This is a genomic window from Ignicoccus sp., assembly GCF_056435145.1.
The window spans coordinates 1-22,010 of the sequence record NZ_JBWNMZ010000015.1; the positions used below are offsets into that span (position 1 = coordinate 1).

A 22,010-nucleotide genomic window follows, 5' to 3' on the forward strand; every position below is an offset into this window, starting at 1 on the left:
CTCCTTGTTCTCCGCCCTTGTCTTCTCCCAAGAGACAACACAACCGTTTGCAGTCGGAATCGTCTTTGGAACCGCCCTTGGAATTGCCTTTGGAACAGTCGACTGTGCCCGAGTCTTTACTTAGACAGTTGTTGCTGAGGGCCAATGTCGTCTTTATGGCTCCCTTGAGCTCGGAGGCTGGAACGAAGGGTATACCGAGAGGGTCCCTCACTACTGGCAGGTCCACCACGCCGGGACTCCTCCCCATGCCGGGGTGCAAGTGGGTCAGTGCGCTAGCTACGAGCCCTTCGGAATTCCGACCTACTCCCAAAAACGCCACCCACCCTCGTATTGAACGCTCAGAATAAAACGGTTTAGGATTGAGAGAAGTTTTTACGCTCGGGAACAACTGCCCATCTCGGGAGTGCTCGGACGTGAGCGGAGGGAACGCTGGCGAGAGGAAGAACCCTAACAGTGAATTATTCAAGGTTAAGGTCCTAGCGCTTTTCCACGACCCGCCCTGGAAGCCTTGGGCCTTAGGCGTAGCTAAATACTACGAAATCGAAACAAAGGGCTCAAAGGAAAGAACGTGGTACGTCAAGTTGGGCGAAGTCGCGAAGGAAACGAAAGAGTTATTAAGTCGCTTACGAAGCTCTAAACCTAAGAACTTGAAGGAGCTCTTTGACTCCTCGATTGAGTTCGCTTCCGCGGAGGGGGTACCACAAGAGGTGCCCTCGCCCGCAGAGGATGAGCGCTTCGTCGAGTTCTTTGAAAAGTTTAGCCAAGCAGTAGAGAAGACCTTGGAGCACATAATCGAGGGCGACCGACCCGAAAAGCTTAGGAAATTCTTGGAAGAGGGGTCCAACCTCAAGGCTCACGAGTACCACGCTAAGTTCTTCTTGGCCATAGCAGTATACGTCGCTAAGTTCATGGGATTTCACGAGCTGTATCGTGAGCTCGACGAGGTGTTAAGGAGCTTCGGCGGTAGCAGCGCGTTGTGGGATAAAGTAAAGGAGGCCGACGCGTTCGCCTCCACGATTGACCGTACGTTGTTGAGAATAGTATATGGATTGGATAAGCTGTCGAGAACGGTAGATAAATCATCACGTGATAGATCATCAAGTTCTCACCCTCCAAGTAGGAGCAAGGACAATATATTCGTCAACCCATTCAATCCCAAGTTTAAGATCAGAGTCGAGGGCAATCTGAGCCCCAATCTGATAGCGGCTTACGTGCTCTCCTTCCTCGCGGCCCTCTTCTACTCTTTGTACTTGATCCAGAAGAACGGTAAGAAGGTAGGGCTGAAGGAATTTTACCATTTTGCCTTTTCCCTAATGGAACCTACTTGGTATTACGTAGTTAGACGGCACCCTCCGGCTGATACCAGGGTACCTCATCACACAGTCTTTGACCACATAAACGCTACTTTAGCTATGGTTAACTGGGTTCACAGCAAGGAGCTCAAGGGCCTTTACGTGTTGGTCCAGATCCCCTCCGCACAGACCTTCATAGAGGGGTCTAGGAGGATAAGGGACCTCTGGGCATCTTCATGGCTGTTGAGCTATTTTAGCTGGTTGAGCGTCAAGAGGTTCGTAGAGGAGTACGGCCCGGACGTGTTGGCGAGGCCCCCTGCCCGATTCCACCCGTTCTACTCCAGCTACTTGATCTCGTCCCTCACAGGGGGAAGGGCGCCCGAGGGCTCTGAGTTGTTCTTGGCTAGACTGCTGGGCCTGCCGAAGGGATGGCCAATAGATCCGACGGTGCCCAACAAAAACTATTTGATACTACCCCCCGTTGACGAGGGGAAGCTGAGGGAGTTAATATTTGACGAGGTCGAGAAGGGTTGGTCCAGACTATTGGATTTATTAACAACTTATTTAGATTCCTTCTTCAAACCCCTCGCTTCCTTGGACGAGTATAAAGTCTCCGCGAGGGAGAGGGAACAGATAATTATAGCCAAACATTTCTCCGAGCTCAAAGAGATACTAAAGACTTTGGAAACACCGTTCGCGATTTCCTATTCCTACGTGAAGGTGGACGAGGTTTACAAGGAAGTTAGAGCCCTCGTAGAGCGATTCAACTGGAACTCTGACACGGTTTCTTCTGTAGTCGTGGATCACGAAGATCTGAGGGACACGGTGGCTAAGGCCGTGCTATTCGATTACCTTCAGACGAAGCTGAAGGGGGAGAGGTCCAGGATAGGCAGCAAGGTCGGCAACAACTATTTGAAGTTGGCCAAACGCCTCTATGACCTAGGCGTTACCGGCAGCTGCCACGTGTGCGGCACCGGGATCCCTATAGTGGACGGTAGGGCAGTGAAGGAGATCAAGAAGTCCTTAGGAGAGCACAAAATAAAGTTCGATAGAGATAAATATGGAGCTAGGGTTTTAGTTAACATCTTCAGCGAGAAGCTCTGTCCATATTGTCTAATAAAGAGAATGATGAGGGACTTGTTGAAGGACAACGGACGTCAACTTGTCGGGCTGGAAATGCCCGAGTCAGTATACGTGAGTTTAGGGAGGTACACGATAGACTTACAAAGCAGCAGAAGGCAGCTGGCCTACGAGGAGATACTCAAACACGTGATAGAGCTCTTAGAGAAGGCTGCGAAGTCAGAAGAATTGATTCAGCTTGTTATGTGGAGGGAGTACACCGCTCCGGTACCGGTCCTAAAGCCGGAGGACTTCGAAGAGTTGTCTAGGGAATGCAAAAAGAAGTTAAAGAAGTTAGGGGAGTTAGGAAAGAAGTTAGAAGAGAAGTTAGGAAAGAAAGGAGAGGAGTTAGGAGAGGAGTTAGTCAGGGCGGCTGAGTCGTTGGTCTCCCAAGCTGCACACAACAAGAACTTCGTCGAGGAGAGCGAGATAGAAGGAGAGTTGGCCGACGCGTTGAGGAAAGTACAAGAAGACAAAGAAATTTGGAAGTTCAGGAGGGTCACTGCGACGATAATCGCCGACGGGGACAAGATGGGCTCCGGCGTGATATCCGGGAGGCTCGGCATTACGCCTGCGGAATACGCCAAGGAGATATTCAACATTGACGATAAAGAAATCCACATGAAATTAGTTAAGTTGTTCAAATGGACTGTGAAGGAGTACGAGCGGGCGCTGAAGAGGAGCGCCGACGAGGGGTTAGAGGTTGAAGGGAAGTCCCTCGTCACTACCCCGAGCTACTACTACACGGTCTCCAGAGCTCTGGCCGCCCAGGCTATGCTGGACAGAGAGCTGGTGGAGGCCTTTGGGGGAGTGTTGATCTACGCCGGAGGGGACGACCTAAGGGCCGTGGTCCCCCCAGTCCTAAAAGTAAAATCTGAAGAAAAATCTGAAGAAAGGCTCTACTCAGCCTTGGCCCTCTCGGAGGGGGTAAGGCGAAGCTACTGGGGAGAGAAGTTCGACGACTTCTTAAAAGATTATTTAGAGAAGTTGAATAAGGGCTGGCTCAACCAGCTGAGCGGCGCAAAGGGAGAGGGCTTCAACGACGCTCCTTACAGCCGGACGAGCTACCCGGCCCTGAGGGCTTTCGGCAGATCGTTGGTGTTGTATTACTTTGACGTCAAGTACCCCATGTGGTACGTAATGAAGTATACTCACAAACTGATAGAATCCAAGGATAAGTTCAAAGCATATTTCAAGGATAAGGAGTTATACGAGAAAGACCTATTCGTGGTGGCCTCTACCTTCTCGGTATCCGCGGCCCTGCCGTTCACGGACCACCGCGGTAGCGCCAAGGCGCCGGAGTCTGTGATAGGCGTGTTGACCGCGATAGACCGAGGGTACTTGAGTTCGAGTTATTTAAACGACATAGAGATCTACTTCAAAGAGCTGTGCGAACTGGCCGGAGACGCAGCCGGGTATGACATAGTCAAATACCTCTTAAGGAGGAACTTGAGGAACACTTCGAAGGAGGTGGAGGTGGAGAGGCTTCTGTCGCGCTCCTTCGGTCACTTGTGGCCTTCAGTCCTTGGGAGGTTGGAGGACGCGATGAGAGTTAAGTTCGGCACGCTCGTACCCTCCAACGAGCTCGCCGCGCTCCTCAGCCGCGCGGAGTGCTGCGAGACGGGGGAGGGAGAGAGGAAGGACATTTTGCTCTTACCGGCAGTAGAAATAGTTAGGGCTGCTCGCACCACCAAGATGGCGTGGTGACCGCCTTGGCGAGCTCGATAGACTTCATCCCCCAAACTTCATTGACGTTCCGGAGGCCCTCCGAGTTCCACCCAGCAGTTACGGGCCCCAGCTTGGCGGCGGCCTCCCTCTCAGTCCCCATGCCTTCCACCTTCGCCGGAGCACTGATGAGTGCCATAGACATCTGTGAGGGATCGAACCATACAAGAACTATAAAGTTGCACGAAAGGTTGGAACGTCTAGGTCTGAACTTATACGTAGGCTTTGCCAGTTACCGAGGCAAGGTGTACTATTACACCCATAACGGGTTTATCCCCTTAAACGAAACCGCCAACCACCCGAAGGACAAGGGGGAGACAGAGTACCTAGTCCCGTTGAGGTCCGCTAGGATAGGGATAGCTCTGAACAGAAGGACGAAGAGCGTTAGACCCGAGTACTTGTACGTGGTCGAGAAGGTCTACTACTTGGAAGGCTTCGCCTTCCGGGTCCTCCTCGAGGAATCAAGAGAGCTCCCGAGGTGCTTAGACGGCCTTACCGTGAAGCTCGGAGGGGAACAAGGCTTAGCGAAACTCAAGGTTGACAGTCAATCTGAAATCGAAAACTACTTGATCGTTGATAATGGGAAAGAGGACGCGGAGAGGTGGGAGATAGTCCTGATCTCGCCCGCGTTACTCGACGAGAGTCCCTGGAACGGTGTGGTAGAGCTCGAGTCGAGCAAGATCAAGAAACTCGGCGAGATGCTAGTGGAAGGGAGGCTGAAGGTACTCGAGGCCTACGTGCCTAGGGGAGAGCTGTCTCTGGAAGTAGTCACAACCGGCTGGGACATCCAGTCCAACAAGCCTAAGGAGCCGTTCCTCGTGGTTCCGGCGGGATCAAAGTTAGTCGTGGAAGCTTCAAGGGAAAAAGTATTGGAGGTCTTGAAGAACAAACTAGGATCATCGAAGAGGAGGAGAGAGGGCTGGGGTACAGCGGTCGCCATTGCGTTGTAGGTTTACTCCCTGAGAGCTTTTATGACGCAGTCCTCGCCCTCCGCCTTAACTGTCTTGACTTTCCACTTTTCTCCGTTCAACAGTTCCAAGAGCGCCTTTATTACACCCTCTTCGAACCTACACGTGCCTGTGTTAAAATCCAACGAGGGTGCCTTGCGTATAACGATTGTGAAACAGTCCTTGTCTGGGATAATCTCTACGCTGCCAAACCCGCACTTCTCCAAGAACCTCTTTATCGAGTCTATGCTACTGCCCTCCTCTTTTTTAACAACTTCTACGACTGCTTCTCCCAAGCCCTCCCCTACCTTTCTCATTATTATGTCCGCCGCTGGTCCCAATACTTTCTTGAGCTCTTCGTGTACTTTAACTAGCATAGAGGACTGGACGAGCATAAACCGTACAGAGTGGCCCTTTACGCTCAACGTGCCTTCTTCAGTTTTAGACAGCTCGTAAGCCATAGCTTCGCTCCCTCCTTGAAGGCTTCTCTCCCAAGCGTGTTATAGTAAGAATCGAAGCGTGTTACGTGCGTTACGTAACGTGTGCACTCTTAAGTCCCCCAGAAATTTCCGGGCCCCTTGAAGCTCAGAACTCACGGACTTTGGTGTACTCCAGCTCCCGGGGCTCCAACAAAGGCTCCACCATTATAGCCTCACACAAGGCCTCACACCCTCCGCAGAGGTAACAAGGTCCTATTTGCCTCACAGTTCCCCCCTCTATCGCGAGCGAGCCGAACGGACACAGCTCGACACAGAGGCCGCAGCCCTCACACCTTTCAGGGTCGACCGAAACCCTCCCTAATCCCTCCTCCAAATCAACTCACCCGGTGTCCTACATTGTTCAAGTGTCCGTATAATGAGGAGTGTAAACGTTGTTGCGTTTTCGAAAGGGAGGAGGACATGCCGGTAGTGTTCGAAGATGAGAAAGAGGAACTCGAGAGGATGGGAGAGGTCGAGTTCGTCCAGCTGCTCCCCGGCCTCTACCGCTGGGTGATCAGAGGTCGGTGTCCTTTTAACGACCCTAAGACGGGGAAATGCAAAATACACGACAAAAAACCTTTGAGTTGCAAGATGTACCCGCTCAATGTTAGAGTCAAGGAAAAGAAGGTATTTATCGAGGTATCCAAGGCGTGTTCGTGGGTTAGACACAACTTGAACATTGTTATCAATAATCCACCAGATAAAGTTTTTCCCAAGGAATGGAAGGCCCTAAACGAGGTCTTGCGAAGGCTCAGGGGGTTGGGCCTTGTGTGAGGCGCGTCCCGTAATCGAAGTTATGAAGTTGTTATATCAGAAAGGCATGATAACTGTGTTAAGTGGCAACGCCAGTGTCAGGTGCGGGGAAGTCTTCTTGATAACGCCTTCTGGCGTACCAAAGAACGACATAAAGGAGTTGAGCGTAGTTAACTTGAGGGACCTAAAGTGGCAGGGCCCCAAGCCGTCGATCGAGTATAAGATGCACGCTTTAATATATTTGAAGACGGACGCCCGTTCCGTGGTTCACGCCCACAACCCCAAGGCCGTCTTGGCGGCCAAGTTGGGGTTGCCTCTGGACCCCAAAGAGTACGTGGAGACCGCCTACGCGATCAAGGGGTTGGCGAAGGTTCCGCCTTTAGAGGCGGGGAGCGAGGAGCTCGCCGCGAGGACAGCTGAGGAGGCCGCGAGGGCTGACGTGATCTTGTTGGAGGGTCACGGAGCCGTAGCGTTAGGTAAGGACCCCTACGAGGCGCTTAACAAGCTCGAGGCCCTCGAGTACTTAGCCGAGCTCGCGCTGTTGGAGAGGACGGTTAGGGTGAGGTAGTACCACTGGTTTCAACCCCGTCCCTCCTTCGTGCGAGTTTAAGGGGTGGCCCTCACAGAGACCGGGGTGCTAGAACTCAAAAGTCTCTTGACGCGGGGCCTTGTGCTTTGCGTGTAGGGAAGGGCAGTGCACCGGAAGCGGAGAGGCCCTTCGGGCGCTTGGGGAGGAACGCGAGCGCCCCTTGTGGAATGCCGACAAGGCTTTCCACCCTCCGTAGGAGGAAAACGTCGCTAAAGAAAAGTATAAAAAAGAGTTAAAGGAGGGAGCGACGGTCGTCGAGGCCGCCGTCGGCGGTCGGTGAGCCGGCCCGACTCTGCCCCTTGTATACGCCGGGGTGTCGGAAGTTGAAGGAGATATGCCCTGAAGAGTTGCCCGGAGGGACCGGTTATTCGGCCTCCGTCGATGGTCGTTGCGTGACGTTCGAGGTTCCCGGGAAGAGGTACAAGCTGTGCGCCGACACCCTTGCGGAGCTGGCGAGGGCGAGCTACCACTTCGCCCTCCAACTGCTCAAGGGGAACCCCCGGTGCGTGGAGCCCTCAAAGGGCGCGGAGCCCTTCCGCGGCCCGGGCGAGTGGGCGGAGGAAGAGGGTTTCGCGGCGGCCACGGAGTTCGCAGTCCTAACCCAATCGCCCACGTTCGCCAAACTCTACGGTAAGGTTAGAAGGGTTGAGTACGACCCCTCCACGGGAAGAGTTTGGACCACTTGAGGGCGGAGCTGGAGATCAGGGGACTTTGGAAGTGTGCTAAGAAGCTCCCTAACTTAGACAAGAAGTGTTACGAGGCTGTTAAGAGAGTGGTAGAGAAGTGCGACGACGACTGTTTTTTGGACCCCAAGAAGGTGAAGGAGGAGTTCGAAGAAGTGAGGGTGAGCGAGGTAAGCGCCTCCCAGCTGGCCTTGGCGGCAGTCGTTGTAGTGCAAGCTGTAACTCTGGCCTTCTTGATGTGGAGGCTTAGCTCTTTAGAGGCGCGGCTAAACGAAGACGTAACGAACCTCAAGTTACTTTATACAAAACTATCGCTGACTGTGAACACATTGGTCTCCAAACTGAACTCTGAGCTTAGTTCCACCAAGGAGGAAATCAACTATTTAAAAGAGTTAGTGGAGGCGTTGAAGTACGTTATCTATCTGGAGGGCAAGTAGGGCCTCAACACCACGAAAACTCCGTCCTTGTTGACCACAAGGTCTCCGTCCACGAGCGCCATACCGTCGGGGAAGAAACCCAAGTCGAAACAATAGTCTTTGTTATCTTCGGTAACTAGCATAACTCCCTTACAGTTCTTGTTGAGCAGTAAGGCGTCTTTCCAAGCCAATCCCTCGCGACCCCCGAACCGAAGCTTCTTCCCGTTGAAGACGGAGTAGCTACAAGAAGCGACCAAGTAACCGCCCTCGCCCAAGTCGACGTCCTTCGGCGAGCACACCTTCACCATTCCTTTTACGATTTTGTTCTTTAAATCAACTATCATTATAGCTTTCAAGTCCTTGTTGTAGACAGCTGCCTCCCTCCCGTCCGGCGACAAGTCTGCCGGACAGCCCACGCCCTCGGCCGACCACTCCAGCTCCAAAGAGCTAACGTTATACGCCACAGCCCACCGTCTCCCCACGACTAACAGAACGCCGTCTTCGAAGCCCATGAAACAGACGTCGCTTGAGGGGAGCGGGAGCTCGAGGCCCTCCACGTTCACGAACCTTTTCCCGCTGAAGTGTAGGGCTAGGGTTCCGTTCCAGTAGGCCGCGGCGTCCAGGCCAGAGAACGTGCCTAAGTACAACGGCTCTGGGTTTAGGTAATAGACGCTCGTTAGCCTCTGGTGATGACACAAGACCAAGCCGGTCTTCAACAGCTCGCAAGAGCCCGGCAGCGCGAAGCCGCTCAAGAGCTGGGGGGCCAAGAAGGTGCAGAGCAGCGCGTCCAGCACTCGCAGACCCCTCGGCGATTAACCCCCTCATCCGTTGAAAAGCGGGGACACCCCTTGATAGTCATCCTCTTTCGCCACGGGAAGGCTGTCAGCGCTCAGAAGGCTGGAAGCGACGAAGAGAGGTGGTTAACCGAGGAGGGCAAGGAGGACGTGAGAAGGGTGGCTAGGTGTTTGCCCACCCCAACGGCCATATACTCGAGTCCCCTCCGAAGGGCCAAGGAGACCGCAGAGATACTCTCCAACGCGTTTAACGTACCCTACGAAGTAAAGGAGCAGTTGGCCCCAGGAAAGCTCAACTTGGAGACGTTCGCAACGATATTCAAGCCCGGAGCGCTGTACGTCGCCCACAACCCGGACCTAGAGGAGGTATTGAAGGGATTGGGTTGTGAAGCCAAGCTGAGCGCCGGGGGCGCAGCGGTGGTGAACGTGGGGGCGAGGAAACTCTTGGCCTTGCTCAGCCCGGAGTATTGTCCTTGAGCTTTTCCAACACCTCTTTCCTTATAGCCTCTATCTCTTCCCTGAGTTCCTTCTCTAACTCCTCAACCGGCTTGGGCGGCGGACTCCTTAGGAGTTGAACCCCTATCCAAGCCACCACGCCCCCCACGACGCTGAAGGCGACTATCGCGAGAACTTCTAACACCTTCAGTGCGAGTTGGTCTGGCAAGAAGAGGGTTGACCACGAGAGCGCTATGACCGCGGAGCTGATTGCGAGGAAGACAACACCGACGAAGTCCTTAGAGTTCATTGTTTACTACCTCCACTCTAACCTTAGATGCTACTCCCCTTCCAATCGCTATAGTGGAGCCGTCTACTTCTACTATTAGGGGTCCTATCGGTGGGTTCCTTACCACCTTGATGATGCTACCTTCCCTTATCCCGAGCTCTAATAATTTCCTCAAGCTGCCGAAACCCCCCTCTATGCTTACTACCCTCACCGACGACCCCTCTGGAGCTTCGGATAGATACATCGTCACCCCCATATATAAGCTCGAGACCCTTTCTAAAAAACTTGTTAGGCATGCCTAACGTCATCCGTAAACACTCGTCGACCAAGTGTCCTCTCGTCTTCAATATTTTTAGACGTTAGTATATTTTCTCGCGTTAGTTTACAAACATTGTTCAGTAATGATGGAGTAAGCAACAAATACATGTTCACAAAGGAAGGGAAAATCAGGGAACAAGTTTGACACGTGAAGAGTTAATCAGAGAAGTAGTAGAAACTATGAAGACTGAAAACGTCAGGTGGGTTGCAATCCAATTCCTGGACCTCCCCGGGAGATTGCAACAGATGACCTTTCCCGCGCGGGAAGTGCTTGACGATCCGGAGAGCGTCTTCAACGTGGCCATAGGAGGTTTCGACGGCTCTTCCATAAAGGGTTTCACTATGATCAACGAGAGTGACATGCTCTTGAGGCCCGTGCCGGAGACTTTCGCGATACTTCCCGACGACTGGCAATCCCCTCCGGGGGTGGCGGCCGGAAGGACCGCTAGGTTTTTGGCCCAGATCTTCTGGGGCGGCTATAAGAAGGGCGAGGCCAAGAGGTTCGAAAAAGATCCCAGATACGTAGCCGAGAGGGCCGAGGAGTACTTGGCAGAACAGGGGTACAAGGCTTACTTCGGCCCCGAAGTAGAGTTTATGATACTTAATAAGGTAATTAACGAAGTAGACAGGCCTTGGAAGAAGATGCACGTAGAGGTGATATCAACTGAAGCCGCTTGGAACACCGAACTCCCAATCATAAGGTTTAAGGAGGGCTACGTGCCTGCAATACCCTATGATAAGGTGTTCTGGATAAGGCAAGAGATAGCGACGGTACTCGAAGACTACTTCGGGATACAAGTGGAAGCCCACCACCACGAGGTCGCCTCTCCTGGTCAAAGTGAGATAGACTTCCGATTTGACAGCCTAACTAGGGCGGCCGACAAAGTAGTCACTTTAAAGTTCGTGGTCAAGAACGTCGCTACCAAGTACGGAATGGTTGCTACTTTCATGCCCAAGCCAGTCTACGCTGATAACGGGAACGGCATGCACACGCATCAGAGTTTGTGGAGTAAGGACAAGGACGAGAACTTGTTCTATGACCCTAACGACGAGTACGCCGAGCTGAGCCAGCTCGCCAGGTATTACATAGGCGGTATATTGAAACACGCGAGGGCGTTAAGTGCGATAGTCAACCCGACTACTTCCAGCTATAAGAGGTTGGTGCCCGGCTACGAGGCCCCAATATATATAGCTTGGAGCAAGGCTAACCGCTCCGCTATAATTAGGGTACCTAACTACATGAGAGGGGTGCCCAAGGCCGCGAGGATAGAGTACCGCTCTCCGGACCCCAGCGCCAACCCCTATTTAGCGTTTACCGCAATGGTGATGGCTGGTTTAGACGGCATAAGGAAAAAGATCGAACCCCCTCCGCCGGTCGACCAGAACATATACTCGATGGACCCTAGGGCCAGGAGGGAGTTGGAAGAGGTGCTGAAGAAGCAGCTCGACACGCCGCTACAGCTGCCGAGGACGTTGTGTGAGGCCATAGAGGATCTTGAGAGCGACTATGACTGGCTGCTTCCGATCTTTACCAAGGAGATGTTGGAGACTTGGATCGAGATGAAGAAGGAGGAGTGCTTGAAGATAGAGAGTTACCCACACCCGGCTGAATTCTATGTGTACTTCGACATATGAGGCGTCGGAAGGGGACTTCTTCTCACCTCTCGGACGGCCTAGCGCTCCTCATCCGCCTTTTTAGTCCCTCGAGCCTTGCCCTAGGGGCTTTTCTTGATAAGAGTCCCTGAGGAACACTATCGCCTACTCCTCTCGCTCAACAAGGACGGAGATGAGCTAGAAGCGATAGCTGAGAGGTTGGGGAAGAAGAAGGAGGAGTTGATGAGGCCGTTGGCTGAGCTAGAAAAGGCGGGGCTAGTAAGGGTAGAGCGTGCAGAGGCAGAGGCCTTCGAGCTCAACGAGAAGGGAAAGAAGTATTTAAACGAAAAATTACCCGAGGAGAAGTTGTTAGAGAAGGGTCAGTGTGTCAAGTTGGAGGAGCTCAAGACGGCGCTCGGGCCCGAGGCCGGAGTCGCCATAGGCCTCGCGAAGCGGCTAGGGGGCAAGATAAGCGAGGGCGTACTGTGCTACGACCCGGACAAGCTGAGGGAGTACGCTTCGAGGGTCAGGGAGTGTTTGGAGAAGGGGACCCCTTGCGAGGAGCTCCGGAAGAGGGGCTTCTTGAAGAAGACTAAGATAAAGAAGATAATAGTGAAACCGACCGAGTTGGCCTTGAGAGCCCTCGAGCGCGGGGAGGTAGTGCCCGTTAAGACCATCACTGCGCTGACCAGGAGGGACTTAGTAGAAGGCACTTGGAAGGGCGCGGAGTTTAAGAAGTTTGACTTAAACGTGGAGTTCCCTGTGAGAGCCCCCAAGAGGAGGCACCCGTTGATGGAGTTTCACGAGTACGTAAAGGAGGTCCTAGTATCCATGGGTTTCGAAGAAGTCGTCGGCGACTACGTAACCAACGCATTCTGGAACTTCGACGTGTTGTTGGTCCCCCAGTTCCATCCGGCCAGGTCCGAGACGGACGTGTTCTATGCCTCCAAAGCCCGCGTGTCCCCTCCGCCCGAGGAGCTCTTGGAAGAGGTGGCCCGAGTTCACGAAGAGATGTGGGGCTACTGGAGGGCCGAGATAGCGTTGAGGGTCCTCTTGAGGACCCATACCACAGTGGTGAGTGCCCAGACCATGTACTCGAGGGGAGGGGGCGAGTACCGGGCTTTCTCCTTAGACAGAGTATTTCGCTCGGAAACCTTGGATCCCACCCATTCCATGGAATTTCACCAACTCGAAGGGATAATAGTAGGAAAGGAGGTATCTTTTAAACACTTGCTCGGCTTCTTCGAGGAGATCGCAAAGAAGCTGGGACTGGGGGAGGTGAAGTTCAAGCCTGCATACTTCCCCTTCACGGAGCCCTCAGTAGAGGGCTTCGTCAAGCACCCGGAGCTGGGCTGGGTGGAGGTGTTCCCGGGAGGCATGTTCAGGCCGGAGATGTTGAAGCCCTTGGGACTGGAGGGCTACTCCGTGGCCGCCTGGGGGATAGGAATAGATAGGATAGCCATGTTAGCCTTAGGGCTATCGGACATAAGGGACCTCTACTCTAACGACCTAATAAAGCTGAGGAAAGTGAGGCCGATAAAGGGCTTGTGGTCGGGGAAGGCGTTATTTTGATCGCTCAAAGGCCTCCGGGGGAGAGGCTTGCCAGTAATCACGGTCAAGCTGTGGGACTTGGAGCGAATAGCCAGAGGGCCTTTGCCCGACGACCTCCGCTCGGTCCTCGAGGCGCTTAAGCTGGAAGTCGAGGAGCTGGGCCCCGAGGAGCTGACTTACGAGGCCCCACACGACAGGGCGGACTTGTTCTCAGCTGAAGGTCTAGGAAGGGCCTTGGGAATCTTCTTGGGCTACAGAGGGCCCCCGAGCTACAAGGTCAAGGACGGGAGGGTGAGGCTAGACATCACACGAGCGCCCGAGTACAGGCCTTACGCCTTCGGGGCCGTAGTCAAGAACCTAGAGTTAGACGACGAGGCCATAAGACAGCTCTTCCAGCTTCAAGAAAAGCTGGCGATAAGCTACGGCAACAAGAGGGAAGTCGTGTCTATAGGCCTTTACGACTTGGACAAGCTGAGCCCGCGCTGGGAGGAGGGGCTGACGATAGAGTACAAGGCCTTGAGGGAGGGAAGGATGGTGCCCTTAGGTTACTCGGAAGAGATGACTTTCGAAGAGGTGCTCGAGAAAACTGAGAAGGGTAAGGAGTACGGCCGCTTGGTGGTAAAGGGACGATATCCTGCCTTCGTCAGCGAGGACAAGATAATGTCTTTCGCCCCCATACTTAACGCAGAGGACTACAAAGTGGACGAGAGAACTAAGAACGTATTTGTGGACGTGACCGGCACCGTACCCGAAGTTATGTTAAGGGTATTGGACGTCATGGTCACTTCCTTGGCGGAGCGCTCCCCCGAGCCGGAGATCCAGAGGGTTGAGGTTGTCGGTGCAAACATGAAGACGCCGAGGTTGAAGTACAAGAAGGTGAGGTTGGATAAGGAAGCAATAAAGAGGGTAGCGGGATTCAAGTTGGAGGGCTTGGAGGAGCTGCTGAAGAGGATGGGGCTAGTCGTCGAAGGGGAGTGGGTAACAGTACCGCCTTACCGGATAGACGTCTTCTCTGAGGTGGACCTGGCGGAGGACGCGCTCTCCGCCTACGGTTACAATAAAGTTCCCGCCGAGGCGCTGCCCCCGACCAACTGGGGCTCCCGGGATTACTTCAAGGATTACTTGGCCAGGCTCTTGACATCCATGGGTCTCGAAGAGGTGTTCAATTTCGTTTTGATAGACAAGGAGCTGGTAGAGGAGCTGTTGGGCGTCGAGCCGGTAGAGGTTTCTAACCCAAGGATGAAGAGCTACTCAGCGCTCCGTCCGAGCTTAGTGCCCTCCTTGTTGTTGACTATAAAACAAAACCAAGAGGCCTTGCCACGAATCGAGGTCTTCGAGGTGGGCCCAGTGGTCCTCAAGGACAAGACCCTATGGAGGCTTGGAGTGGCGGTCGCCGGGGACAAGGTCACCCTAACCGACGTGGGCGCGATCTTGAGGGGGCTCGCCCTCGCTTTGAACCTCCGGTACTCCTTGGAGGAGATTAGGGTCAAGCCCTTCATAGAGGGAAGGGCGGCTGCGGTAATAATGGACGGCAAGGTGGTCGGGGTTATGGGCGAGGTGCACCCAGAGCACTTGCAAAAAGTAGGGGTTGAGTTGCCCACCGCGGTTTTAGAGCTGGACGTGGACGCCCTAAGGTGACCACTGGAGCGCCAGCTCGTGTGCCTCCTCTCTGAGCTCGCACAACTCCCTGGTGTTCCTGAACCCCTTTATGCCTTCGCAACCGCTCAACAGCTTCTCAGCTCCTCTCTCCGCCCCGAACTTCCTCATAACTAGCCCAACAAAGATCGCGTTAACCAGCTGCTCGTAGTTCATCTTACACTCGCCGAACTTGGAGCTTACTCTCTCAAAGTCTACTTTGGACGCCAGCGCGGCTGCCGTCGCCACCGCGGAGGCCCTTCCGCATCCCTCCTCGCTGGTCACGAAAACCTTCCCCTTCTCTTTGGCCGCCCTTTCTACCGCCCTGACGAAGTTCCCTAAGGGGAAAGCTGAGTTGACGCAGAGGGGTTGGTGGTAAACAGTCACGTACTCAGTCTTTATGGTGTCTTCGTTGACGTTTATGAGTAACGCTCCCTCGTTCTCCGGCTTATCTATTTCCGGAATTTCAACGTCCTCCAAGAAACAGATGTTACCCACGCACTTCAATTCACATCTCCCTCATTCCCACACAAGGGAAATTTTAAGTTGAGAGGCACACGAAGACGGTCCTTTTAGCCAAGTACTTAAAACCAGACTTGACGAGCCACATCTTGGCGGCCTTCACGTCTCTGTGGTTACACCCCTTTGCCTTGACCACATAGAGGCCGTTTAATTCCTCTATACTTACCACTTCGGCGTTTATCGATTTCATCAAGGCCTCTTCCTCGCTCATGGTGTGTGAGAAGAAGGGCAGCTTGAGGTGGAGCGATAGCAATTGGGCCCCCGAGAGCCCTTAGAGGGGCCGCGCTCACTGGAGCACGGCGGCCAAGTACTTACCTAATAGTTTTTTAGTACTAACGATCAGCTCCGGGTTTCTCATCACCCGCTCAGAATAGGACGCCTTCATCATATTTTAATTTCCCTTGAAAGTACCTCCACCAGAGGTGATTTATAGGTGGTAGACAAGGCGGCCGAGCTCTTGGAAGGCGTTGAGAGGGAGTGTAAGGCGCTCTCGAGGAGCGAGGAGGAGTACCGGAGGTGTCTCCAAGAGAGGCTCGCGAAACTGTTGAGCAGCGAGGAGGCCAAGGCGATAGCTAGGGAGGTCTTTGAGGAAGAGTAGGGTCTAAGCTAATATATGTCAGATATGCTTCTTTTACAAACACTAACACTTATATATGCCTATTTTATAAGCTCTCGTACCCTACACGCGCACGGGAGCGAGAAGATGAGTATGAAGGTAGTACCCAAGAAGCCTATGGTGTTGCCCTTACCGCCCGAGGACTTTGACGAAGAAGTTTTTCCGTACGAAGAGGAGGTAGCGCTCGAAGACTAAAAAGCGTTTGTTTTTAGTGCATGCCCCACCTCCCAATAAGGGGCCCAAGTGAGGCTCGAAGACCTCCCAGAGGATTTACGGACACTCAGCACGGCCTTTCTAATAGGCTTGGTGTCCGGCGTAGTGGTTGCTTTCTTCACAGACGTGTTCATCTGGTCTAACAAGTTAAGGTACGTCCTCGTCACTAACTACCCGTACGTTTTCCCCCCTGTCTCTTTAGCAAGCATCCTTCTTACTGCCTACTTCTTGAAAAAAATGCTCGGCAGCCTTCACGGCTCCTCTACTAGTTACGTGGTGCGTTCCTACCACACGAGACTGGGATACATAGGCAAGAAGGAACTCTTCGTATACACAATAGGTTCCATTACCTCCGTCTTGGGCGGCGCGGTGGTGGGCCCCGAAGGTCCCGGAATAGCGTTGGGCGCGTTCTTCGGCTACTGGCTGGCCCGGTGGCTGGGGGTCAGGGGAGAGGAGCTGAAGAAGATGGTGTTGGTCGGCGCGGCAGCCGGCGTCGCATCAGTCTTCAGGGCGCCCCTAACTGCTATGGCATTCGCCATGGAAGTTCCCTACAAGAGAGCCATAGAGGGCGGGATCTTCTTACAAGCCCTCGTTGCCACGCTGACCTCCTACTTGGTTACGGTCTTCTTGGTAGGGCCCCAAAGGCTCTTGTTGAGTAGCCGGCTCTTCAAGCCCCCCTATCCGAATTTAGACATAATATTGGCCTCTCTGGGCGTTGGCCTAACGTCTGCCGTGCTCACGTACGTAGTTTACTTCATCAAGCATAAGAGCGGCGAGCTTTCGGATATATTCGTTAGGAAGAAGTATTGGTTCGTTCTGCCATTAACGTTAAGCTTATTGATAACAACGTCTACCTACTTGATTTCCCCCTTAGTACCCGGGGCCGGCGACCTGCTGACCGAGAAGGTCTTCAACGATCCAGAGTCCTTCGAGAAAAACTTGCTCGCCTCGGTAGTTGTGGCCAAGTTCTTGCTCCTCCCCCTCTCTCTAACTTGGGGTACCACTGGAGGCCTCTTCATGCCTCTGGTCTCCATAGGTTCAGCCCTAGGCTTGCTCTACGCCAAGTTCTTTTCGGTACACGAGGTCGAGGCTTTGATCATAGCGGGAGTCTCCTCGCTGTTCGCCTCTTCGATGAAAACTTTGTTGACCAGCGTGCTCATAGGAGTAGAGTTCTTAGGCTTCGGAGCTTTCTTCACGTCCACCGTGGCGGCCAGCGTTGGCTACTTGTTCACCTTGCCAATAAGCTTGATTGCCGACCAACTGCCGGAACCTCAAGACATGAAGAGGAGGAGCATTATTGAGATATACTTGAGATTAAAGGAGAAAAAGGATATGGATAAGGTTCTGAAGGTGGAGATAGAAAATATAGTGAATAAAAACGTATTGAGGTTTACGGAGAACATGACCGTCGCAGAGGCCCTAGACCTAGCGATTAAGGATACCCACAACCATTACCCAGTCGTGGACGCCAACGATAAGCTCGTGGGAGAGGTGAGCCTGGAAGAGCTTATAGTGGAGGAGCCATCCAAGAGGATCAAAGAAATAATGTATATGCCTCGCGTTATAGTGTACAAAAAAGTTAGCATAGGATATGTTATCGAACTGATGGTGAATAAGAATGAGGACCACGCTATGGTCGTCGACGAGAGTTTCAAGCTTGTGGGGATGATAACTAAGGCTGACTTGATAAAGTACTTACTTAAGGTCATTAAGGAGGGCAAGGTAGGCTCCTAGCCGCGGTGGGCCCTCACCGTAGCAATTGTGTTATCAGATATCCCGTTCTCCCTCATCAAATCCTCGTTTACGTATACCTCGTTCTCTGGTACTGAGGAGTCTTTCACTGCGTCGAGGACCAGTTTCTTGCCGGACACGGCTATCTCGAGTTTGTCCGTTATGCCTAGCTGTTCAGCTAAGTCCGGGTTTATCTTGGCTTGGGTCGGCTTCACGTCTTTTAGCCTCAACCTTATTCTCTTCTCCCTAACCTTGGGCGCCCTCTGCTTGAGAGCGCTCGCGGGAGGTACCAACTTGACTAGCGCCTTTATGTCGACCTTTTTCTTCGGTTGTTCCTTCACTTCCTCCTCCTTCTTCCCCTCTTCGGGCATGCTCCCTTCCGTGGTCCCACTTAAGGACAAAAATAATAAAAGTTGGAGTCTCAAGAAGCGTTGAGTGTCATCTTGACTATTTCCCTTATCGCCCTGACATAGTCGCTTGGCAAGTCCTTGACCAGCGGATCTATGAAGCCTATGGTTAGCATCTGTACGGCCTCCGGCTCGGTGAACCCCATGGACCTCAGATAGAACAGCTGCTCCTCGCCAAGCTTCCCGACCGTGCCCTCGTGGGCCAGTTCCGCGTCGGAAGTCTTGCTGACTAACTTCGGTATAGTCACGTTTGTGGCTTCGTCGCTCAAGAGCAAGGTGTTGCAAGACTGGTAGCCCTTAACGCCCTTAGCCCCCCTCTCGACGTCTATCTCTCCTAGGAACTCTTCGAAGGACTTGTCCAGCATCACACTTCTGTTTATTACGGTAGCGCTGCTCCTTGAGGCTTCCATTTTGACGAATGATCCGCTCCAAGACTTCATATCTTTCTTCAGCAGAGCTATGTTGTTGAACGAGAGCTTGGCCCCCTCTCCTACCAACCTTATTGTGGGCCTCATGCCTATCTTCGTTCCTCCGAAGCTCACTCCCAACTCCTCTAGGGTCCCCCTCTCCTTCACTATCGCCCCCTTTACCGGCACGTGTATTACGTCGCCCAGCCAGTCTTGGAGGCTAGAGACCCTCATTCTGGCCCCCTTCTCTACGAAGAATTCGCTGCCGCCCAAGTGCACGCTGAAGGGTGCCGGTATGGGGACTATGCAACCTTCTATGAAGTGTACGTAGCTCCCCTCGTCCGCTATCAACATAGTGTGTTCCGTCTGCGCCAGCTGTTCCTCCGTTATCACGAAGAAGGCTTGGACAGGGAAGGGGACTCTGACCTTCGGCGGGACGTACATGAAGGTCCCCCCTCTCCTCAGCGCGACGTGGAGTGCCGCTAGCTTGTGAGCCTCCGGCCTCTGGGCTGTGTGGAGCCTCTGCTTGACGAAGTCCTCGTGGTCCCTCACCGCCTCATCCATAGACTTAAGGATTACTCCTTTTCTCATTAAATCTCTCTTCTGTGCCTCATAAACCACGTTTTCGTTAACCATCACTGTAACTCCGGCTAGCGCGCTCTGCTCTATGTCCGGCACGCCGATCCTCTCTAGCAAGGACTTGTACCAGTCTGGAATCTCACCCTCCCCTGGCTTTACGAACTCCTCCTCGGCTGCCTTGGCGGCAAAAGCTTCTAGGTCGAAGTCTTCTGGCATCCAAGGGGGCGCCGGGACCTTGGGGTAGAGCTCTGCTGCTTTCAGCCTCAGCCTGAGCGCCCACTCCGGCTCCTTCAGTTTCTTGGATATTTCTTCGGCATAGTATCTAATTATCTGAACCTCGTTCATGCTACCACCCCCGCGAAGCCCTTCTCCTCGACGATTTCGATGAGTTCGGGTCCTCCGGTCTTGACTATCTTCCCATCCAACATTACGTGGACCAAGTGAGGCTTAACGTATTTTAATATGTTCCTGTAGTGCGTTATGACTAAGACGCCGGCGCCTTGGGACAGCAAGCGCTTGATTCCATCCGCGATCATCTTAATACTTTCTATGTCGACGCCGGAGTCGGGCTCATCCATTACTACTATCTTGGGTCTCATCGCTATCACCCTAGCTAGGTCAAACCTCTTCCTCTCCCCTCCGCTGAACCCGACGTTGACGTAGCGGAAGGCCACGTCGCTGGGCAAGCCCACCTTGCGCAGCAACTCCTCGACGCTTTCCTTGCAGCCGTACAAGCCCTTGAGCCTCTCGAGCAGCTCTGCCACCCTTATCCCTTCCAGCTCTGGCGGGTGTTGGAGGAGCACCGCCAGCCCCTTCTTTGCCCTCTCCTCCGGAGGCAGCTCCTTGATGCTCTCTCCGTCGAGGAGTATGTCCCCCTTGACTACCTTGTAGCTGGGGTGGCCGGCCAACGTCATTGCCAAGGTGCTCTTCCCGGCACCGTTCGGGCCCACGAGCGCGTGGAACTCGCCCTTGGGGAGCTTGAGGTTTACCCCCTTCAGTATGGTCTTGCCCCCCACACTGACCCACAAGTCAACCACTTCAAGACCTTGCAACTCGTGCATCCGGAGTCTGAAGAGGAAAGGCGGGGGTAAATGGGTAGGGGGTTGGGGGAGCAACTCTTCCTCATTTAGGTTCAGCTAAAACCGGGCTCCTCATCCCCGAGTAGATATTAGCTTTTCCTCACCTCCTACGTTCAAGTAGACGAACTCAACGTCGTTCTCGGAGGCCACTTTGACTATTTCTTTCTCCAGTTCTTCCATTTTGGGCTTGTACTCGGCCGGGAGGTAGACCAAGCTAACTATCTTACCCTCCTCTGTCGAGCCCGTGGCGACTGCATAGGACCCCACATCATTAGTCTCTAGAAATATTATGAGTGCGTGGGAAATAGACTTGTAGATGGCCCACTCATCCGTTAAGTTGTTTAACAAGTCCGTGGGGAGCTTTGGTTCCCTCTCGACCTCTTCCACCCGGACCCTCGGGATGGGCGGGGCCTTGACCACCCTCACTGCCTCGTACTCCTTGAGCTCTTCTTTGACTTCCACTTTCGACAGCTCCTCCAACTTTTCGAGCAGCTCTTTTGGGAACTCGTAACACTCGCCGACCGCCCTCTCTACCTCGGCTTCGGGCGAGTAGTTCTTGAGATCTACGTTAGAGGAAAGGAGCTCACCGTCGCACACCAGCGCTTCAACGACGTCCCACTTGTCGTTCACTAACCCTATGTTTATTATTACGTGTCGACACCCCGAAGGACCTGCCAAGTCCTTAATCGTCTCCTCTAAGCTCGCATAGACGTTAGAGGGGAGTAGCTTCGTCTCAACCTCTCTTTCGTTTACCATCAATAAGGCTTGTACCAAGGGGTGCTTCAAGTCCACCATGTTTTCTCCCTCAAAGGCGCTCTACGTTCCAAGAAACCACGAGCGCGTCGCTCTTAAGGCTCTTAACGAGTTCGACGAACTTCTTGCCCTTTTCCTCTTCCTCTATTACTATGATTATCACCGGCTTGTCCCCGTAGCCGTGGAAGGGGTCCACCTCGCTGGTCCCTTTGTGCTTCCCGAAGCCGGTGTAACCCTTTATTATTGTCATGCCCGACAACCCAATATCTTTCGCCTTTTCCATAATTACTTTGTGCAGAGGGTCGTCCTTGTACACATCACCCTCGCTGAGGAATACTGCGAAGGCCTTCATTTGCGCCGCCAGTTTTAAATGATCGAACTATTTTTAATAAACTTCCGGGCTTCTGCTAAGATCACTGCGGCGAACAACCGCTTCTCGAAATCGGGGCTGCTGATTATAACTTTGTCCAACCTTTCGTCCAACTCTGTCCCGCCGCCCAAGTACAAGCGTACCTTCTCCGAGGGAAAGAGCTTTACGTCCAGCTCCTCGTCGTCCGGACCCTTGGACGCGGCCCTCATGGCCGCCGAGTCGAAGAGGTCCGTGGACTCGAAGGACGCTCTGAGCGCTTCGAGCGCCCCAAGCCGGCCGTATACTTTAGACAAAACGTACACGTAGCGCTTCTCCCACAGCTGGGGGAGGGCTCCCTCTAGCTTGTGGTTCAAGTAGTGTTCGTAGGCAGAAGCTATCAAGTACTTCGCGGCCTCGTCGCCGGAGGAGGGGTCGTAGACCAACCGCTTACCGTCGTAGGCGGCGGGCACCGGTACCTCCTCGCACTCGAAGGAGCTCCAATATTCCTCCGAGACCTCTATCCAAGCCCTAATCTTGTCCAGCCCCTCGCCCGAAGGCACATCGGGCAAGCTGGAGGGCAAACAAACCTTCGGGCTCCCTTCCTTGACCTTCAAGTCCCACGCCTTCAAGTGCTTCTGCACCGCCCTGAGCGCCGCAAAGGCCCTCAAGCTCCCCCCGGGCCCGCCGGGGTTTGAGGCTATTGAGTAGAATAGTCCTTAAACCTCGGAGGCGTGGG

General features: G+C 53.5%; 26 protein-coding genes. 12 read left to right on the forward strand and 14 right to left on the reverse strand.

Features of this window, described 5'->3' with window-relative positions; translation table 11 throughout:
• Positions 1–310: RAMP superfamily CRISPR-associated protein (locus AC1HCZ_RS04780; protein ID WP_479462409.1), on the reverse strand; the 310-nt coding region annotated here is incomplete at its 3' end.
• A 49-nt stretch (positions 311–359) separates the two neighbouring features.
• Here AC1HCZ_RS04780 and AC1HCZ_RS04785 point away from each other — a divergent pair.
• Positions 360–4,118, forward strand: coding sequence for a type III-B CRISPR-associated protein Cas10/Cmr2 (locus AC1HCZ_RS04785; RefSeq protein WP_479462410.1), 3,759 nt, complete (start codon positions 360–362; stop codon positions 4,116–4,118).
• Between the two features lie 5 nt (positions 4,119–4,123).
• On the forward strand, positions 4,124–5,086 hold the full coding sequence (locus AC1HCZ_RS04790; protein ID WP_479462411.1) for a type III-B CRISPR module-associated Cmr3 family protein: 963 nt from the start codon (positions 4,124–4,126) through the stop codon (positions 5,084–5,086).
• Positions 5,087–5,088: 2 nt separating this feature from the next.
• Here AC1HCZ_RS04790 and AC1HCZ_RS04795 read toward each other — a convergent pair whose 3' ends face one another.
• Positions 5,089–5,544, reverse strand: coding sequence for a hypothetical protein (locus AC1HCZ_RS04795; RefSeq protein WP_479462412.1), 456 nt, complete (start codon positions 5,542–5,544; stop codon positions 5,089–5,091).
• 124 nt (positions 5,545–5,668) lie between these two features.
• Positions 5,669–5,896, reverse strand: coding sequence for a 4Fe-4S dicluster domain-containing protein (locus AC1HCZ_RS04800; RefSeq protein ID WP_479462413.1), 228 nt, complete (start codon positions 5,894–5,896; stop codon positions 5,669–5,671).
• 23 nt (positions 5,897–5,919) lie between these two features.
• Here AC1HCZ_RS04800 and AC1HCZ_RS04805 point away from each other — a divergent pair, with 23 nt between their 5' ends.
• The 4 genes from AC1HCZ_RS04805 to AC1HCZ_RS04820 all read left to right on the forward strand — a co-directional run bounded on the left by AC1HCZ_RS04805 (position 5,920) and on the right by AC1HCZ_RS04820 (position 8,024).
• Positions 5,920–6,336, forward strand: a complete 417-nt coding sequence (locus tag AC1HCZ_RS04805) for a YkgJ family cysteine cluster protein (RefSeq protein ID WP_479462414.1) — start codon at positions 5,920–5,922, stop codon at positions 6,334–6,336.
• Entirely contained in the window at positions 6,329–6,883 is a 555-nt protein-coding gene (locus AC1HCZ_RS04810; protein ID WP_479462415.1) for a class II aldolase/adducin family protein, read from the forward strand. Before AC1HCZ_RS04805 ends, AC1HCZ_RS04810 begins: the two co-directional genes overlap by 8 nt.
• A 344-nt stretch (positions 6,884–7,227) precedes the next feature.
• Positions 7,228–7,590: a hypothetical protein gene (locus AC1HCZ_RS04815; RefSeq protein ID WP_479462416.1), complete on the forward strand. Its 363-nt coding sequence runs from the start codon at positions 7,228–7,230 to the stop codon at positions 7,588–7,590.
• Positions 7,578–8,024 carry a hypothetical protein gene (locus tag AC1HCZ_RS04820; protein ID WP_479462417.1) on the forward strand — a complete coding sequence of 149 codons (447 nt, stop codon included), beginning with the start codon at positions 7,578–7,580 and terminating at the stop codon, positions 8,022–8,024. The genes AC1HCZ_RS04815 and AC1HCZ_RS04820 overlap by 13 nt, the downstream gene beginning before the upstream one ends.
• On the opposite strand, the gene AC1HCZ_RS04825 is transcribed toward AC1HCZ_RS04820, so the two are convergent.
• Positions 8,006–8,797, reverse strand: coding sequence for a hypothetical protein (locus AC1HCZ_RS04825; protein ID WP_479462418.1), 792 nt, complete (start codon positions 8,795–8,797; stop codon positions 8,006–8,008). The genes AC1HCZ_RS04820 and AC1HCZ_RS04825 overlap by 19 nt on opposite strands.
• A gap of 54 nt (positions 8,798–8,851) precedes the next feature.
• On the opposite strand from AC1HCZ_RS04825, the gene AC1HCZ_RS04830 reads away from it, so the two are divergent.
• Positions 8,852–9,274, forward strand: a complete 423-nt coding sequence (locus AC1HCZ_RS04830) for a SixA phosphatase family protein (protein ID WP_479462419.1) — start codon at positions 8,852–8,854, stop codon at positions 9,272–9,274.
• Here AC1HCZ_RS04830 and AC1HCZ_RS04835 read toward each other — a convergent pair.
• Positions 9,252–9,542 (reverse strand): transcriptional regulator, encoded by a 291-nt coding sequence (locus AC1HCZ_RS04835; RefSeq protein WP_479462420.1) that lies wholly within the window; start codon positions 9,540–9,542, stop codon positions 9,252–9,254. The two genes, AC1HCZ_RS04830 and AC1HCZ_RS04835, sit on opposite strands and share 23 nt — an antisense overlap.
• On the reverse strand, positions 9,532–9,777 hold the full coding sequence (locus AC1HCZ_RS04840) for a FeoA family protein (protein ID WP_479462421.1): 246 nt from the start codon (positions 9,775–9,777) through the stop codon (positions 9,532–9,534). Before AC1HCZ_RS04840 ends, AC1HCZ_RS04835 begins: the two co-directional genes overlap by 11 nt.
• 203 nt (positions 9,778–9,980) lie before the next feature.
• On the opposite strand from AC1HCZ_RS04840, the gene glnA reads away from it, so the two are divergent.
• The 3 genes from glnA (at position 9,981) to pheT (ending at position 14,621) form a co-directional block, all read left to right on the forward strand.
• On the forward strand, positions 9,981–11,474 hold the full coding sequence (glnA, locus tag AC1HCZ_RS04845) for a type I glutamate--ammonia ligase (protein WP_479462422.1): 1,494 nt from the start codon (positions 9,981–9,983) through the stop codon (positions 11,472–11,474).
• 93 nt (positions 11,475–11,567) lie between these two features.
• Positions 11,568–13,004 carry a phenylalanine--tRNA ligase subunit alpha gene (pheS, locus tag AC1HCZ_RS04850; RefSeq protein ID WP_479462423.1) on the forward strand — a complete coding sequence of 479 codons (1,437 nt, stop codon included), beginning with the start codon at positions 11,568–11,570 and terminating at the stop codon, positions 13,002–13,004.
• Between the two features lie 27 nt (positions 13,005–13,031).
• Positions 13,032–14,621: a phenylalanine--tRNA ligase subunit beta gene (pheT, locus tag AC1HCZ_RS04855; RefSeq protein WP_479462424.1), complete on the forward strand. Its 1,590-nt coding sequence runs from the start codon at positions 13,032–13,034 to the stop codon at positions 14,619–14,621.
• On the opposite strand, the gene AC1HCZ_RS04860 is transcribed toward pheT, so the two are convergent.
• Positions 14,613–15,125, reverse strand: a complete 513-nt coding sequence (locus tag AC1HCZ_RS04860; RefSeq protein WP_479462425.1) for a hypothetical protein — start codon at positions 15,123–15,125, stop codon at positions 14,613–14,615. The two genes, pheT and AC1HCZ_RS04860, sit on opposite strands and share 9 nt — an antisense overlap.
• 34 nt (positions 15,126–15,159) lie before the next feature.
• On the reverse strand, positions 15,160–15,393 hold the full coding sequence (locus tag AC1HCZ_RS04865; protein WP_479462426.1) for a hypothetical protein: 234 nt from the start codon (positions 15,391–15,393) through the stop codon (positions 15,160–15,162).
• A gap of 180 nt (positions 15,394–15,573) precedes the next feature.
• Between AC1HCZ_RS04865 and AC1HCZ_RS04870 the strand changes: the two genes are divergently transcribed.
• Together AC1HCZ_RS04870 and AC1HCZ_RS04875 are read left to right on the forward strand one after the other, a co-directional pair.
• Positions 15,574–15,738: a hypothetical protein gene (locus AC1HCZ_RS04870; protein WP_479462427.1), complete on the forward strand. Its 165-nt coding sequence runs from the start codon at positions 15,574–15,576 to the stop codon at positions 15,736–15,738.
• A gap of 261 nt (positions 15,739–15,999) precedes the next feature.
• The gene (locus AC1HCZ_RS04875; RefSeq protein WP_479462428.1) at positions 16,000–17,703 is read left to right on the forward strand and encodes a chloride channel protein; all 1,704 of its coding nucleotides are present in this window, start codon (positions 16,000–16,002) and stop codon (positions 17,701–17,703) included.
• Here AC1HCZ_RS04875 and AC1HCZ_RS04880 read toward each other — a convergent pair.
• The 6 genes from AC1HCZ_RS04880 to AC1HCZ_RS04905 form a co-directional block, all read right to left on the reverse strand.
• Positions 17,700–18,071: a hypothetical protein gene (locus AC1HCZ_RS04880; RefSeq protein ID WP_479462429.1), complete on the reverse strand. Its 372-nt coding sequence runs from the start codon at positions 18,069–18,071 to the stop codon at positions 17,700–17,702. The genes AC1HCZ_RS04875 and AC1HCZ_RS04880 overlap by 4 nt on opposite strands.
• Before the next feature lie 50 nt (positions 18,072–18,121).
• A complete protein-coding gene (gene sufB / locus AC1HCZ_RS04885; protein WP_479462430.1) occupies positions 18,122–19,438 on the reverse strand; it encodes a Fe-S cluster assembly protein SufB in 1,317 nt (438 codons plus the stop codon).
• A complete protein-coding gene (gene sufC, locus AC1HCZ_RS04890) occupies positions 19,435–20,154 on the reverse strand; it encodes a Fe-S cluster assembly ATPase SufC (RefSeq protein WP_479462431.1) in 720 nt (239 codons plus the stop codon). The genes sufB and sufC overlap by 4 nt, the downstream gene beginning before the upstream one ends.
• 90 nt (positions 20,155–20,244) lie before the next feature.
• Entirely contained in the window at positions 20,245–20,967 is a 723-nt protein-coding gene (locus AC1HCZ_RS04895) for a hypothetical protein (protein ID WP_479462432.1), read from the reverse strand.
• 10 nt (positions 20,968–20,977) lie between these two features.
• Entirely contained in the window at positions 20,978–21,277 is a 300-nt protein-coding gene (locus tag AC1HCZ_RS04900) for a DUF190 domain-containing protein (protein WP_479462433.1), read from the reverse strand.
• 14 nt (positions 21,278–21,291) lie between these two features.
• Positions 21,292–21,942 carry a hypothetical protein gene (locus tag AC1HCZ_RS04905; protein ID WP_479462434.1) on the reverse strand — a complete coding sequence of 217 codons (651 nt, stop codon included), beginning with the start codon at positions 21,940–21,942 and terminating at the stop codon, positions 21,292–21,294.
• Positions 21,943–22,010 lie beyond the last annotated feature (68 nt).